Genomic DNA, 15,179 nt, shown 5'->3' on the forward strand with positions numbered 1-15,179 from the left:
GCAAACTGCGGGGCAATATGCATACATTTATCAGGCTCTGCGATAAAGTAGGGCCTTTCTGGGGTCTATAAGGAGTTAATGTGAAACTGGATGAAATCGCCCGCCTTGCAGGTGTTTCACGCACAACGGCCAGTTATGTAATTAATGGTAAAGCCAAGCAATACCGTGTCAGTGATAAAACGGTAGAAAAAGTGATGGCAGTGGTTAGAGAGCATAATTACCATCCTAATGCTGTGGCAGCCGGTCTCCGTGCAGGACGTACCCGTTCTATTGGTTTGGTTATTCCAGATTTAGAAAATACCAGCTATACCCGTATTGCTAATTATTTGGAACGTCAGGCTCGTCAACGTGGCTATCAGTTATTGATAGCCTGTTCGGAAGACCAACCTGATAATGAAATGCGCTGTGTTGAACACCTGTTGCAACGTCAGGTGGATGCAATTATTGTTTCTACCGCATTACCGCCGGAGCATCCTTTTTATCAACGCTGGGCAAATCGTTCTTTGCCTATTATTGCTCTCGATCGGGCGCTTGAAAATGAACACTTTATCAGCGTAGTGGGTGATGATTTTGAAGATGCAAAGATGTTGGCGCAAGAATTTCGTCAATTTCCGGCTGAATCTGTGCTTTATCTCGGCGCATTACCTGAATTATCAGTCAGTTTCCTGCGTGAACAGGGGTTCCGTGAAGCATGGAAAGATGATCCTCGTAAAGTGATGTATCTTTACTCAAACAGCTATGAGCGTGATGCGGCTGCTGAAGTGTACTCCAAATGGTTAGAAACTCATCCAATGCCGCAAGCGTTGTTCACCACCTCTTTTGCCCTGTTGCAAGGGGTCATGGATGTTACCCTTAAACACAGCGGCCGTTTACCAAATCAATTGGTTATCGCGACTTTTGGTGATCATGAATTATTGGATTTCCTTGAATGTCCAGTGCTCTCTGTAGCGCAGCGTCATCGTGAAATTGCTGAACGGGTATTGGAACTGGTGTTAGCGAGTCTGGATGAAAAGCAGAAGCCAGGGCCAGGTATCACACGGATACATCGCGACTTATGTCGTCGAGGAAGCCTGAGTCGAAAAATATGATAAAAACCCCTCATTAATTTTCTGATGAGGGGTTTTGGTTGTCGGATTTGTCATAAAAGAAGTGTGTAAAGGCAACTTTCAAGCAATCCTTACGTTGGGTGTTTCAGCGCGAGCAAATAGCAATTTCGTTCATACATAAATTATTCAGTAGGAAGAAGCGCATGGAACAGCGCTTATTTGAGTTTGGGATTTGTCTATTTACCCCCGTTTTTTTACCCTCTTTTATATATTAAATTGATTTTAATAATATTTATCTTGTGGTTTTTTGCTGCTAGTTAGTTTGAGTGTTGAGTTCATCAAATAGAATGATAAACATTGCTGCACGGTGGTTAAATAGTAATGAAATGTAAATTATGTAAATAAATTAATCACACAACTATTTTTTTATTATTTTATCGTAAACATTTACTCTCCTTGTGCTTGTAAAATTATTCAGAATTATCATGGTGTTAATTATTATTGATATTGCTAAATTTAATAATTATGCCTCCCAACAGCCAAAATCCTGCCATCAAATATAGCTAAAGCGCATCGGCTCTGGCTTGACAAGGTTTTCGTCCCATCCGTAAACTCCTTATTGTGGGGATTAGTGGGATAAAGTGGTAATTCTTGATCACCAGGGGCGACCTGAGTATGTTTCGTGGAGCAACGCAGATTAATCTCGATAGTAAGGGGCGGCTCACCGTGCCTACCCGATACCGGGCTATGCTAAATGAGGAGTCGCAAGGGCAAATGGTTTGTACCATCGACCTTCATCAGCCGTGCCTGTTGCTCTATACATTATCTGAATGGGAAATTATTGAAGAAAAACTTTCTCGCTTATCCAGCATGAATCCGGCGGAGCGTCGGGTGCAACGTTTGCTTTTAGGTCATGCCAGTGAATGTCAGATGGATAGTGCAGGACGTCTTTTGCTAGCCGGTACATTGCGCCAGCATGCAGGGCTAGTCAAAGAGGTTATGCTGGTTGGTCAGTTTAACAAATTTGAACTGTGGGATGAGCAGGCTTGGTATCAACAGGTTAAGGATGACATTGCGGCTGAGCAATCCACACAGGAACCTTTATCAGTACGGCTACAGGAATTATCACTATAAATATGGCAAATAGTCATTTTAAACATACCAGCGTATTGCTGGATGAAGCAGTCAACGGACTGAATATTCGTGAAAATGGAATCTATATTGACGGCACGTTTGGTCGTGGTGGGCATTCACGTCTGATTTTGTCGCAATTGGGAACGGCAGGTCGTTTAATTGCAATTGATCGAGATCCGCAGGCGATTGAAGTGGCAAAAGCGATCACAGATCCGCGTTTTTCAATTGTACATGGGCCATTTTCTAAATTGGCTCACTATATAGAAAATGCCGGACTGATTGGCAAAATTGATGGTGTATTGCTGGATTTAGGTGTTTCTTCGCCTCAGTTGGATGATCCAGAACGCGGTTTTTCTTTTATGCGTGATGGGCCGCTAGATATGCGGATGGACCCGACTCGCGGGCAATCAGCGGCAGAATGGCTGATGTATGCAACAGCAGATGATATTGCCTGGGTATTGAAAACATTTGGTGAAGAGCGTTTCGCCAAACGTATTGCCAGAGCAATTGTGGCACGCAATCAGGAAGATCCCATTACCCGAACAAAAGCGCTAGCCGATTTAATTGCTCAGGCTAGCCCAGTAAAAGAGAAACATAAGCATCCAGCAACCAGGAGCTTCCAGGCGATTAGGATTTATATTAATAGTGAGCTGGAAGAGATTGAGCAGGCGCTGGAAGGGGCATTACAAGTGCTTGCGCCACAGGGGAGACTTTCAGTTATCAGTTTCCATTCGCTGGAAGATCGTATTGTTAAACGATTTATTCGTCAGAATAGTCGAGGGCCACAAGTACCGGCAGGATTGCCATTAACAGAAGAGCAACTGAAAGCGCAAGGTGGGCGTAGCTTGAAATCGATTGGCAAGATGAAACCTTCAGAGGAAGAAGTGGCTGATAATCCACGGGCTCGCAGTTCTGTTTTGCGTTTTGCTGAAAAAGTTAGTGAATAATGGCAGGTGAACGTCACGGATTAACCAGTATTATCGGCAACGATTTACTCAAGAATGCCAAAATACCGTTGATTCTTCTAGTCGCTGTATTGGTTTCGGCCATAGTCGTTGTAACCATTGCACATGAAACCCGCTTATTGACGGCTGAAAGAGAACATTTGGTCGTGGAACGAGATGCATTAGATATCGAGTGGCGCAATCTGATCCTCGAAGAAAATGCCTTAGGTGATCACAGTCGAGTTGAGCGGATAGCTGTTGAAAAAATGCATATGCAGCATGTTAATCCTGCTCAGGAAAACATTGTTGTTTCACAGTGAGTTAATTTAATTATTAAAAGGTAAGCGATGAAAGCAGCACGCTCCGTGAAATTAAAACGGCAAGAAGATAAAGCCAGTTTTGTTAGCTGGCGTTTTGCTTTGTTGTGCGGGGGGATTGCCGTGGCTTTAATTGGTTTATTGCTGAGGGTGACTTATTTGCAGGTCATTAACCCGGATCAACTGGTTAAAGAGGGTGATTTACGTTCTCTGCGCGTGCAATCAATCCCTACCGCTCGCGGTATGATCAGTGACCGTATGGGGCGGCCTCTGGCTGTCAGCGTTCCAGTCAATGCAGTTTGGGCAGATCCGAAAGAGGTATTTGAAAAAGGGGGAATTACGGATGATACCCGCTGGAAAGCTTTATCTGATGCCATTAATTTACCTCTTGAGCAACTTACCGACAAAGTTAGTGCTAATCCGAAAGGCCGTTTTGTTTATTTAGCGCGTCAGGTTAATCCATCGGTTGGCGATTACATTCATAAACTGAAATTGCCGGGGATTTATTTGCGTCAGGAATCCCGGCGTTATTATCCGGCAGGTCAAGTAACGGCACATATTATTGGCGTGACCAACGTTGATGGTCAGGGTATTGAAGGTATAGAAAAAAGTTTTGATCGTTGGCTGACGGGTCAACCGGGTGAACGAACTGTACGTAAAGATCGCTTTGGTCGTGTCATTGAAGATATCTCATCTGTTGATAGTCTGGCGGCCCACAATCTGGTATTGAGTATCGATGAACGCTTACAGGCGCTAGTTTACCGCGAATTAACCAATGCGGTGGCCTTTAACAAAGCAGAATCCGGTACAGCGGTATTGGTAGATGTTAATACCGGAGAAGTGCTGGCAATGGCAAACAGCCCGTCTTATAACCCAAATAATCTCGTCAATACACCAAAAGACGCGATGCGCAACCGTGCTATCACCGATATTTTCGAGCCAGGTTCCACTGTTAAGCCGATGGTGGTAATGGCTGCGTTGAATGATGGTATCATCAAAGAAAATACGGTTATTAATACCGTACCTTATAGGATAAGCGGTAAGGAAATTAGGGATGTATCCCGTTATCCAGAATTATCTATCACTGGTATTTTACAGAAATCGAGTAACGTCGGTGTCTCTAAGCTAGCGTTAGCCATGCCTGCAACAGAATTGGTGGATGTTTATTCACGTTTTGGGTTAGGAAAGGCGACCAATCTGGGGTTGGTTGGAGAAAGTAGTGGCTTATATCCAACAGGAAAACAACGGTGGTCAGATCTTGATAGAGCGACCTTTTCTTACGGTTATGGGCTGATGGTAACACCATTACAGTTAGCGCGGGTCTATGCAACGATTGGTAGCTTGGGTATTTATCGTCCTCTGTCAATTACCAAAGTTGATCCACCTGTGCCCGGCACAAGAGTATTTCCTGAGCCTATCATGCGAACAGTCGTTCATATGATGGAGAGTGTGGCTCTGCCTGGCGGTGGTGGAGTGCGGGCGGCGATAAAAGGTTATCGGATTGCAATCAAGACGGGTACAGCTAAGAAAGTCGGGCCGGATGGCAAATACGCTAATCGATATATCTCTTACGCCGCAGGTGTTGCCCCGGCAAGTAACCCAAGATTTGCACTGGTTGTGGTCATTAATGATCCACAGACAGGTAAGTATTACGGTGGTGTGGTTTCTGCGCCGGTATTTGGCGCCATTATGGGGGGCGTTCTACGCATCATGAATGTGGAGCCGGATGCTTTGGCGGCAGGTGATAAAAACGAATTTGTGATTAATAAGAAAGAGGATACAGGTGGCAGATCGTAATCTACGCGATTTACTCGCGCCGTTGGGTATTGACACCCCAGTGCGTGAGTTACGCGAAATGACATTGGACAGCCGTAAATCGTCTGCCGGAGATCTGTTTGTTGCTATTAAAGGGCACCAGACAGATGGTCGACACTACATTCCTCAAGCCATCGCACAAGGGGTTGCGGCGGTTATTGCAGAAGCCCAGGGCGAGGCTGATAACGGAACCGTACAAATTATGCATGGTATTCCGGTTGTTTATGTGAACGATTTGAATAATAAGTTGTCACAGTTAGCTGGTGAGTTTTATTGTCACCCTGGTGATAAATTGCACTTGATTGGTGTAACCGGAACCAATGGTAAAACAACCACTACTCAATTACTTGCGCAGTGGAGTCACGGGTTAGGGGAAACCAGTGCCGTGATGGGAACTGTTGGCAATGGTTTACTGGGGCATGTGGCGCCAAGTGAAAATACCACAGGCTCGGCTGTTGATATCCAACTGGATTTGCAACAACTTGTTCGGCAAGGGGCGACTTTTGCGGCAATGGAAGTCTCTTCTCATGGACTGGTTCAGGGGCGTGTGGTTGCGTTGCCGTTTGAGGCGGCAGTGTTTACCAATTTGAGCCGTGACCATCTTGATTATCACGGTGATATGGAACACTACGAAGCCGCTAAATGGCTGCTATTTTCCACTCATAATGTGAAGCAACAAATTATTAATGCTGATGATGAGATTGGATTGAAATGGTTATCCCATTTACCACAAGCGGTTGCTGTAACGATGGAAAACCGTCTGCCGGAAAATTGGCAGGGCCGTTGGTTGGCGGCGCGTGAAATAAAGTATCACGATAAAGGGGTATCTATCACCTTCGAGTCTAGCTGGGGTGGCGGTACAATTGATAGTTCTTTAATGGGGGCATTTAATGTCAGCAATCTGTTGTTGGCGCTTTCCACCCTATTAGCTCTGGATTATCCGTTGGAAAAACTGCTTGAAACAGCTTCTTGCCTGGAACCTGTCTGTGGACGAATGGAAGTATTCACTGCGCCGGGCAAACCCGTTGTCGTTGTTGATTATGCTCACACACCTGACGCGCTGGAAAAAGCTTTGATGGCTGCACGTTTGCATTGTCAAGGTAAGCTTTGGTGTGTTTTTGGCTGTGGTGGTGATCGTGATAAAGGTAAACGCCCATTGATGGGAGGCGTTGCGGAACAGTGGGCCGATTGTGTGATTGTGACTGATGATAATCCGCGCAATGAAGAACCACAGGCAATTGTTGCTGACATTCTGACGGGTTTTCTTGACCCGGGGAGAGCGATAGCGATTCATGGACGTGTTGAAGCGGTAACTAGCGCTATTATGCAGGCAAAAGCAGATGATGTTGTATTGATAGCGGGTAAAGGCCATGAAGATTATCAATTGGTCGGCCATCGTCGCTTGGATTATTCGGATCGGTTAACTGTTGCTCGGTTATTGGGGGTGATTGCATGATTTCCCTCACTTTGCAACAACTGGCACAAATCACGAATGGCGTATTGAATCAGGTGACTGAACAGCAGGCAGCAAATATTTGTATCAGTGATGTGACTACTGACAGCCGTCGGGCTGGCAATGGCAGCCTGTTTATTGCCTTGAAAGGTGAGCGCTTTGATGCGCATGATTTTTTTGCTGATGCAGTAAAAGCTGGTGCCGATGCTTTGCTTGTCAGCCGTGTGTTGGATGTTAACTTTCCACAGGTCGTGGTTAAAGATACGCGTTTAGCAATGGGTAAATTAGCGGGTTGGGTTCGCCAGCAGAGTAATGCGCGTGTTGTTGCGTTAACGGGGTCGTCCGGTAAAACATCGGTGAAAGAGATGACTGCGGCGATTTTGCGTCAGTGTGGCAACACGCTCTATACCGCGGGTAACCTGAATAATGATATCGGCGTACCGCTGACATTGTTCAGATTGACGGAACAACATGAGTTTGCTGTGGTTGAATTAGGTGCAAGCCATGTCGGTGAAATTGCCTATACCGTAGAAATGGTCCGGCCAGAAACGGCATTAGTCAATAACCTGTTTGCTGCGCACTTAGCGGATTTTGGTTCTCTTGCGAGTATTGCAAAAGCTAAGGGCGAGATTTTTACCGGCCTGCCAGAAAAAGGTACGGCGATTATCAATCTGGAAAGCAGTGACTGGACTCACTGGCAACAGGTTATTGGCGACAAAACAGTACAGCGTTTTTCCATGCAACAAGCATCAGATGCTGATTTTTACGCTACGGATATTCAGGTTAAACAACTGACGACAGATTTTTGTCTGCACACGCCTATTGGTAGTACAGAAATCAATTTGCCGTTGCCTGGGAAACACAATGTCGCTAATGCGTTAGCGGCAAGTGCGTTGGCAATCTCTGTTGGCGCGACTTTACGAGATATTCGTCTGGGCTTGTTGGAGCTGAAAGCGGTACCGGGGCGGTTGTTTCCAATCAATCTGGCAGAAGGAAAATTGCTGCTTGATGACACGTATAACGCCAATGTTGGTTCAATGACTGTTGCGGTCCAGGTGTTATCACAGATGCCGGGTTATCGAGTGCTGGTAGTCGGCGATATAGGAGCATTGGGTGAACAGTCAGAAGATTACCATCGTCAGATTGGTAAAACCGCAGCTTCTTGCGGTATCGATAGTGTGTTCAGTGTCGGCAAATTAAGTATTCATGTTAGTGAGGCAAGCGGTTGTGGTCAGCATTTTGCGGATAAAGCCGCATTGATCGCAACATTGGTTCCGCTATTACAACAACACAAGGTCATTTCAGTGTTAGTTAAAGGTTCGCGCAATACCACAATGGAAGATATTGTCCACGCATTACAGGAGAGCTTCACATGTTAGTTTGGCTGGCCGAATATTTGGTCAAATATCACACCGGCTTTAACGTCTTTTCTTACTTGACGTTTAGGGCTATCGTCAGCCTGCTGACTGCTTTGGCTATCGCATTGTGGATGGGGCCGCGCATGATAGCCTTCCTGCAAAAATTACAAATTGGGCAGGTTGTTCGCAACGATGGGCCGGAATCTCACTTTAGCAAACGTGGTACGCCGACAATGGGCGGTTTGCTGATCTTACTTTCAATTACGATTTCTACACTGTTGTGGGTGCGTTTGAATAACCCCTATGTTTGGTGCGTGCTGATTGTGCTGATTGGTTACGGCATTGTTGGTTTTGTGGATGATTACCGCAAAGTCGTGCGCAAAGATACTAAAGGGTTAATTGCCCGCTGGAAGTATTTTTGGCAGTCCGTCTTGGCATTAGGGGTGGCGTTTGCCATGTACAGCGTCGGTAAAGATACTCCTGCAACGCAATTGGTCGTGCCATTCTTTAAAGATGTGATGCCGCAACTGGGCGTACTTTACATTCTGTTGACCTACTTTGTGATTGTCGGAACCAGTAACGCAGTGAATCTGACGGACGGATTGGATGGTTTGGCAATTATGCCAACCGTTTTTGTCGCGGCGGGTTTTGCTTTGGTGGCATGGGCGACAGGTAACGTCAATTTTGCTAACTATCTGCATATCCCTTATCTGAGCCATGCTGGCGAACTGGTTATCGTCTGTACTGCGATTGTTGGCGCCGGGCTAGGCTTCTTGTGGTTCAACACTTATCCGGCGCAAGTTTTCATGGGTGATGTGGGTTCTTTGGCATTAGGTGGCGCATTGGGGACGATTGCTGTGTTGCTACGCCAGGAGTTTCTACTGGTGATTATGGGCGGTGTGTTTGTGGTAGAAACCCTGTCAGTTATTTTACAGGTGGGTTCTTTTAAACTGCGCGGGCAGCGTATTTTCCGTATGGCGCCTATTCACCATCACTATGAATTGAAAGGCTGGCCAGAACCGCGTGTTATTGTGCGTTTTTGGATTATTTCTCTGATGCTAGTGCTGATTGGCCTGGCAACATTGAAGGTGCGTTAATCATGGCAGATTATTTGGGTAAAAAAGTCGTCATTGTCGGGTTGGGGCTGACAGGTCTCTCCTGTGTTGACTTTTTTATGGCGCGAGGTGTGATCCCGCGAGTGATGGATACGCGTGCGGCGCCACCCGGCAAGGATAAGCTGCCCGATGGTGTTGATTGTCACAGTGGAAGCCTGAATACGGGTTGGTTGATGGATGCTGACTTGATTGTTGTAAGCCCAGGCGTTGCTTTGGCAACGGCGGAATTGCAGGTTGCGGCTAATGCAGGTATCGAAATTGTTGGCGATATCGAGTTGTTTTGCCGTGAAGCAACAGCTCCGATAGTCGCCATTACTGGCTCTAATGGTAAAAGTACCGTTACCAGTCTTGTCGGTGAAATGGCGAAAGCGGCTAATTGGCAGGTGGGGGTTGGCGGTAATATTGGCCTGCCTGCATTAGAATTGTTGGAGAAATCTTGTCAGCTTTATGTCTTAGAACTTTCCAGTTTCCAGTTGGAAACCACATATGGCCTGAACGCAACCGCTGCCGCTGTGCTTAATGTGACTGAGGATCATATGGATCGTTATCCTCAGGGGGTATCTCAGTACCGAGCGGCTAAATTGAGGATTTATCGTCAGGCGAAGAGATGCATTGTGAATGCTCAAGATCCCCTGACACTGCCTGAAACGGGTATGGACAGCCGTTGTGTCAGCTTTGGTGTCGATTGTGGCGACTACCAACTTGATAGTGAAAATGCCTATTTGAAAGTTCACAACCAATCACTGCTGGCGACAAATGAAATTAAGCTGACTGGACGACATAACTACGTCAATGGGTTGGTTGCATTGGCTTTAGCTGATGCGGTTGGTATTCCTCGTGAAGCCAGTTTGGCGACATTGACGGTTTATCCAGGGCTTGACCATCGTTTCCAACTTGTTCATCTGAACAACGGGGTGCGTTGGATTAACGATTCTAAAGCGACCAATGTTGGCAGTACGGTGGCGGCGCTCGATGGTCTGAACCCGGAGGGTACGCTGTATTTACTGTTAGGTGGTGATGGTAAGTCAGCAGACTTTTCTCCGCTCAAGCCTCTCCTTTGTGGGGATAAAATTCGGCTTTATTGCTTTGGTCGGGATGGGAAACGACTGGCGCAACTACACCCGGAAATAGCGACATTAACTGAAACTATGGAGCAGGCGATGCGTGATATTGCTCCGCGGCTGGTGGCGGGTGACATGGTGCTGTTATCTCCTGCTTGTGCAAGTCTTGATCAGTTCCGTAATTTTGAACAGCGTGGTCATGAGTTTACCCGTTTGGCAGAGGAGTTGGGCTGATGTCTATTCCGGGATTCAGTAGATTAAAAGACTGGGTTGTTGGTGGCCGTGAAACTGATGCCGCCAATATGGTGTTGTATGATCGCACACTGGTTTGGCTGACACTCGGATTGGGAATTATCGGCTTTGTTATGGTGACATCAGCATCGATGCCGGTTGGGCAGCGTCTTGCAGAAGATCCGTTTCTGTTTGCTAAGCGTGATGCGACTTATCTCTTGCTGGCTTTCGGGTTGTCATTGATCACACTGCGTATCCCGATGGTTTTTTGGCAACGTTATAGCAATCTGATGCTGCTTATTTCCGTTATTTTGTTGCTGGTTGTTCTGGTAGTGGGAAATTCAGTCAATGGAGCATCGCGTTGGATTGCCATTGGGCCTTTGAGAATTCAACCGGCTGAGTTATCGAAACTTTCTCTATTTTGCTATCTCGCCAGTTATTTGGTGCGCAAAGTAGAGGAAGTGCGGAATAACTTTTGGGGATTTTGTAAGCCAATGGGCGTGATGGTCGTGTTAGCGGTGTTGCTTCTGGCTCAACCTGACTTGGGAACGGTGGTTGTACTGTTTGTAACAACGTTGGCGATGCTATTTCTGGCCGGGGCGAAGTTATGGCAGTTTCTCGCGATTATTGGCTCAGGGGTATTCGCGGTGGTTCTGTTAATCATTGCTGAACCTTACCGTATACGCCGTGTAACTTCCTTTCTGGACCCTTGGGAAGATCCATACGGCAAAGGTTATCAATTAACGCAGTCTTTGATGGCTTTTGGCCGTGGCGAATTTTTAGGGCAAGGACTGGGAAATTCAGTACAGAAACTGGAATACCTGCCGGAAGCGCATACTGACTTTATTTTCTCTGTTTTGGCAGAAGAATTAGGTTACGTAGGTGTGGTTTTGGTGTTGTTAATGATATTCTTCGTCGCTTTTCGCGCAATGACGATAGGTCGTCGCGCATTACAGATGGATCAGCGTTTTTCGGGTTTTCTAGCTTGTTCGGTGGGTATTTGGTTTAGTTTCCAGGCTCTGGTTAACGTTGGGGCCGCCGCAGGTATGTTACCGACTAAAGGGTTGACTTTGCCTTTGATTAGTTACGGTGGTTCAAGTTTGCTGATTATGTCTACAGCTATCGTATTGCTATTAAGAATTGATTTTGAAACACGCTTGGCAAAAGCTCAGGCGTTTGTAAGGAGTCCCCGATGAGTGATAAAACCCGGCGTTTGATGGTGATGGCAGGTGGAACCGGAGGACATGTCTTTCCAGGGCTGGCTGTAGCTCATCATTTAAAAGACCAGGGCTGGGACGTTCTCTGGTTGGGAACCGCGGATCGGATGGAAGCCGATTTAGTACCGAAACATGGCATTGACATTGAATTTATTCAGATTTCTGGTCTGCGAGGTAAAGGGATCAAAGCATTGCTAGCTGCCCCGGTCCGAATTTTCAAAGCAATCCGTCAGGCAAAGGCGATTCTACGTCGCTATCAGCCAGATGTCGTGCTTGGCATGGGGGGATATGTTTCTGGTCCCGGCGGTATTGCTGCGTGGATGTGTGGTGTTCCGGTTGTGTTGCATGAACAGAATGGTATTGCCGGGCTGACAAACCGGTGGTTGGCTAAAATTGCTACGACCGTTTTACAAGCATTTCCCGGTGCATTTCCAAAAGCCCCCGTTGTGGGCAACCCTGTTCGCGAAGATGTGTTGGCACTGCCTGTACCTAAACAACGTTTGGCAGGGCGTGAAGGTCCGATTCGGGTTCTGGTTGTTGGTGGCAGTCAGGGGGCGAGAATTCTTAACCAGGCAATGCCTGAAATTGCCGCCGGTATGGGTGATAAAATTACTCTTTGGCATCAGACAGGCAAAGGGGCTAAAGAAAGTGTTCAGCATGCCTATAACAATTCAGTTAAATGCGAACATAAGATTACTGAATTTATTGACGATATGGCACAAGCTTATGCCTGGGCTGATGTGGTGATTTGTCGCTCTGGCGCGTTGACGGTTAGTGAAGTGTCTGCTGCGGGATTACCTGGGATTTTTGTGCCATTTCAGCATAAAGATCGTCAGCAATACTGGAATGCGCTACCTCTAGAAAAGGTTGGTGCGGCAAAAATACTGGAGCAACCACAATTTACGGTTGATGCAGTAATCGAATTATTAACTCAGTGGCAACGGCCACAATTGTTGGAAATGGCGGAAAAAGCCCGTTCAGCAGCAATTGTTGATGCAACTGAGCGAGTATCGGCGGCATTAATCGATGCGGCAAAAAAATGATTTAGACCGCCTTAAAAGGGGCGGTGAAGCAAACATACATAGTGAAGAAGAAAACGTGAATACACAACAACTGGCGAAATTAAGAGCTTTCGTGCCTGAGATGAGAAAAGTCAGGCACATCCACTTTGTTGGCATTGGTGGTGCTGGCATGGGGGGGATCGCCGAAGTGTTGGCTAATGAAGGTTATCAGATTAGTGGATCTGATTTGGCGCCAAACCCGGTAACTCGGCAACTGACTAAGTTGGGCGCTCAGATTTATTTTAACCATCGCCCTGAAAATATACTGGACGCCAGTGTGGTTGTGGCTTCAAGCGCAATTCAGGCGGATAACCCGGAAATTGTTGCGGCTCGTGAGGCCCGAATTCCGGTTATTCGCAGAGCGGAGATGTTGGCGGAACTCATGCGCTATCGTCATGGTATTGCTATTGCCGGGACTCACGGTAAAACAACCACAACGGCGATGATTTCTAGCATCTATGCACAGGCTGGCTTAGATCCCACTTTTGTGAATGGTGGTTTGGTTAAAGCCGCGGGAACACATGCTCGTCTTGGCAGTAGCCGTTATTTAATTGCGGAAGCTGACGAAAGTGATGCCTCCTTCTTGCATTTGCAGCCGATGGTGGCGGTCATTACGAATATCGAAGCAGACCATATGGATACCTATCATGGTGACTTCGAAAACCTGAAACAGACGTTTATTAACTTCTTGCACAACTTACCGTTCTATGGGCGTGCAGTTATGTGCATTGATGATCCGGTTGTCAAAGAGTTAATTCCTCGTGTGGGGCGCTATATCACGACGTATGGTTTTAGTGAAGAAGCAGATGTGCGTATTACCCATTATGAGCAAAAAGGCGCTCAGGGATATTTTACTGTCAGTCGCCAAGATATGGCGGATCTGAAAGTCGTATTGAATGCGCCTGGTCGTCATAATGCGCTGAATGCCGCGGCGGCAGTGGCTGTTGCGACTGAAGAAGGGATTTCTGGCAGTGATATTTTGGCTGCGTTGGCAGGTTTTCAGGGAACTGGGCGCCGTTTTGATTTTTTGGGCGATTTTTCTCTGGAACGTGTTAACGGCAAAGATGGCAGTGCAATGTTGGTTGATGATTATGGCCACCATCCAACGGAAGTGGATGCAACCATTAAAGCCGCCCGTGCTGGCTGGCCGGATAAACGTATTGTGATGATATTCCAACCTCATCGTTATACCCGAACCCGTGATTTGTACGATGACTTTGCCAATGTATTGAATCAGGTAGATGTATTGCTGATGTTGGACGTTTACTCTGCGGGTGAAGCGGTTATTCCAGGGGCAGATAGTCGTTCGTTGTGCCGTACTATCCGTAGCCGCGGTAAGTTAGATCCGATTTTGGTATCTGATCCGGCAAAGGTGACCGCTGCATTGGCACAGGTGCTGGATGGTAATGATTTAATTCTGGTTCAAGGGGCCGGCAATATAGGCAAAATAGCGCGTAATCTGGCTGAAACAAAATTACAGCCATCTTTGAATGAGGAAAAACACAATGGCTGAGAAAGTCGCGGTACTGTTGGGGGGAACTTCCGCTGAACGTGAAGTTTCGCTGTTATCGGGGCAAGCCGTGTTGGCTGGATTGAGAGAAGCAGGTATTGATGCTCATCCAGTTGATACAAAAGATTTTCCTGTGACTCAACTTAAAGAGGCCGGATTTGAGAAAGTCTTTATCGCGCTTCATGGGCGCGGTGGGGAAGATGGTACTTTGCAAGGTGTATTAGAATTTTTGCAGTTACCCTATACCGGTAGTGGCGTGATGGCCTCTGCATTGTCAATGGACAAATTGCGCACAAAACAGTTATGGCAAGGGATTGGATTGACTGTTTCGCCATATGTTTCAATGAATTCTCAGCAATTTGAACGATTGACGGATTTTCAACTCCAAGAATATGTAGCAGATTTAGGTCTGCCATTAATTGTTAAGCCAAGTCTGGAAGGTTCCAGTGTTGGTATGACTAAGGTTAATGAGATTTCGGAGTTGCGTGGCGCATTAGAGGCAGCGTTTCGTTATGACGTTGATTTACTGATAGAAAAGTGGTTGTACGGCCCGGAATACACGGTAGCTATCCTTGGCGATGCAGCTTTACCTTCTATTCGTATTCAACCCGCTGCTGTTTTTTATGATTATGATGCAAAATATCTGTCTGAAGAAACACAGTATTTTTGTCCAAGCGGCTTAAGTGATGAAAAAGAGCAGCAATTGGTGGAAATGGCGCTGAAAGCTTATCAATCAGTAGGATGTAGTGGTTGGGGACGGGTAGATATCATGATGGATAGTGATGGTGGTTTTTATCTGTTGGAGGTGAATACATCGCCAGGGATGACCAGCCACAGCTTGGTGCCGATGGCTGCGCGTCAGGCTGGATTAAGTTTTTCACAGTTGGTGGCAAAGATTTTGGAGTTGGCTGATTGAT

Annotated in this window: 13 protein-coding genes; all 13 read left to right on the forward strand. The window is 46.5% G+C overall.

All coding sequences use genetic code 11. The features are described from left to right. Window positions 1-80 precede the first annotated feature (80 nt). The 13 genes from cra to BA1DRAFT_RS07145 all read left to right on the forward strand — a co-directional run bounded on the left by cra (window position 81) and on the right by BA1DRAFT_RS07145 (window position 15,178). Window positions 81-1,088 carry a catabolite repressor/activator gene (cra, locus tag BA1DRAFT_RS07085; protein ID WP_036777478.1) on the forward strand — a complete coding sequence of 336 codons (1,008 nt, stop codon included), beginning with the start codon at window positions 81-83 and terminating at the stop codon, window positions 1,086-1,088. Between the two features lie 633 nt (window positions 1,089-1,721). Continuing rightward, on the forward strand, window positions 1,722-2,180 hold the full coding sequence (gene mraZ / locus BA1DRAFT_RS07090) for a division/cell wall cluster transcriptional repressor MraZ (protein ID WP_036777480.1): 459 nt from the start codon (window positions 1,722-1,724) through the stop codon (window positions 2,178-2,180). Between the two features lie 2 nt (window positions 2,181-2,182). After that, the gene (gene rsmH, locus BA1DRAFT_RS07095; RefSeq protein WP_036777481.1) at window positions 2,183-3,127 is read left to right on the forward strand and encodes a 16S rRNA (cytosine(1402)-N(4))-methyltransferase RsmH; all 945 of its coding nucleotides are present in this window, start codon (window positions 2,183-2,185) and stop codon (window positions 3,125-3,127) included. Beyond that, window positions 3,124-3,444, forward strand: a complete 321-nt coding sequence (ftsL, locus tag BA1DRAFT_RS07100) for a cell division protein FtsL (protein ID WP_036777482.1) — start codon at window positions 3,124-3,126, stop codon at window positions 3,442-3,444. Before rsmH ends, ftsL begins: the two co-directional genes overlap by 4 nt. A 27-nt stretch (window positions 3,445-3,471) precedes the next feature. Then, entirely contained in the window at window positions 3,472-5,238 is a 1,767-nt protein-coding gene (locus BA1DRAFT_RS07105) for a peptidoglycan glycosyltransferase FtsI (RefSeq protein WP_036777483.1), read from the forward strand. Continuing rightward, window positions 5,225-6,712 (forward strand): UDP-N-acetylmuramoyl-L-alanyl-D-glutamate--2,6-diaminopimelate ligase, encoded by a 1,488-nt coding sequence (murE, locus tag BA1DRAFT_RS07110; RefSeq protein WP_036777484.1) that lies wholly within the window; start codon window positions 5,225-5,227, stop codon window positions 6,710-6,712. The genes BA1DRAFT_RS07105 and murE overlap by 14 nt, the downstream gene beginning before the upstream one ends. After that, window positions 6,709-8,088, forward strand: coding sequence for a UDP-N-acetylmuramoyl-tripeptide--D-alanyl-D-alanine ligase (gene murF, locus BA1DRAFT_RS07115; protein ID WP_036777486.1), 1,380 nt, complete (start codon window positions 6,709-6,711; stop codon window positions 8,086-8,088). The genes murE and murF overlap by 4 nt, the downstream gene beginning before the upstream one ends. Continuing rightward, window positions 8,082-9,164 carry a phospho-N-acetylmuramoyl-pentapeptide-transferase gene (gene mraY / locus BA1DRAFT_RS07120; protein ID WP_036777487.1) on the forward strand — a complete coding sequence of 361 codons (1,083 nt, stop codon included), beginning with the start codon at window positions 8,082-8,084 and terminating at the stop codon, window positions 9,162-9,164. Before murF ends, mraY begins: the two co-directional genes overlap by 7 nt. 2 nt (window positions 9,165-9,166) lie before the next feature. Next, a complete protein-coding gene (gene murD / locus BA1DRAFT_RS07125; protein WP_036777489.1) occupies window positions 9,167-10,477 on the forward strand; it encodes a UDP-N-acetylmuramoyl-L-alanine--D-glutamate ligase in 1,311 nt (436 codons plus the stop codon). Continuing rightward, complete coding sequence (gene ftsW / locus BA1DRAFT_RS07130; RefSeq protein WP_036777490.1) at window positions 10,477-11,670, forward strand: cell division protein FtsW; 1,194 nt, start codon at window positions 10,477-10,479, stop codon at window positions 11,668-11,670. The genes murD and ftsW overlap by 1 nt, the downstream gene beginning before the upstream one ends. Further along, complete coding sequence (gene murG / locus BA1DRAFT_RS07135) at window positions 11,667-12,734, forward strand: undecaprenyldiphospho-muramoylpentapeptide beta-N-acetylglucosaminyltransferase (RefSeq protein ID WP_036777492.1); 1,068 nt, start codon at window positions 11,667-11,669, stop codon at window positions 12,732-12,734. Before ftsW ends, murG begins: the two co-directional genes overlap by 4 nt. A gap of 55 nt (window positions 12,735-12,789) precedes the next feature. After that, window positions 12,790-14,265 carry a UDP-N-acetylmuramate--L-alanine ligase gene (gene murC, locus BA1DRAFT_RS07140; RefSeq protein ID WP_036777543.1) on the forward strand — a complete coding sequence of 492 codons (1,476 nt, stop codon included), beginning with the start codon at window positions 12,790-12,792 and terminating at the stop codon, window positions 14,263-14,265. Continuing rightward, on the forward strand, window positions 14,258-15,178 hold the full coding sequence (locus BA1DRAFT_RS07145; RefSeq protein ID WP_036777493.1) for a D-alanine--D-alanine ligase: 921 nt from the start codon (window positions 14,258-14,260) through the stop codon (window positions 15,176-15,178). Before murC ends, BA1DRAFT_RS07145 begins: the two co-directional genes overlap by 8 nt. The last annotated feature ends 1 nt before the right edge of the window (window position 15,179 follow it).

It is taken from the genome of Photorhabdus aegyptia (assembly GCF_000612035.1).
Lineage (GTDB): Bacteria > Pseudomonadota > Gammaproteobacteria > Enterobacterales > Enterobacteriaceae > Photorhabdus > Photorhabdus akhurstii.

Excerpts from the sequence above, each read along its gene's own strand:
- mraZ (WP_036777480.1), top strand. The coding sequence starts at position 1,722 with ATGTTTCGTGGAGCAACGCAGATTAATCTCGATAGTAAGGGGCGGCTC.
- BA1DRAFT_RS07105 (WP_036777483.1), top strand. The coding sequence starts at position 3,472 with ATGAAAGCAGCACGCTCCGTGAAATTAAAACGGCAAGAAGATAAAGCC.
- BA1DRAFT_RS07145 (WP_036777493.1), top strand. The coding sequence starts at position 14,258 with ATGGCTGAGAAAGTCGCGGTACTGTTGGGGGGAACTTCCGCTGAACGT.
- ftsW (WP_036777490.1), top strand. The coding sequence starts at position 10,477 with ATGTCTATTCCGGGATTCAGTAGATTAAAAGACTGGGTTGTTGGTGGC.
- rsmH (WP_036777481.1), top strand. The coding sequence starts at position 2,183 with ATGGCAAATAGTCATTTTAAACATACCAGCGTATTGCTGGATGAAGCA.
- murG (WP_036777492.1), top strand. The coding sequence starts at position 11,667 with ATGAGTGATAAAACCCGGCGTTTGATGGTGATGGCAGGTGGAACCGGA.
- murD (WP_036777489.1), top strand. The coding sequence starts at position 9,167 with ATGGCAGATTATTTGGGTAAAAAAGTCGTCATTGTCGGGTTGGGGCTG.
- mraY (WP_036777487.1), top strand. The coding sequence starts at position 8,082 with ATGTTAGTTTGGCTGGCCGAATATTTGGTCAAATATCACACCGGCTTT.
- murF (WP_036777486.1), top strand. The coding sequence starts at position 6,709 with ATGATTTCCCTCACTTTGCAACAACTGGCACAAATCACGAATGGCGTA.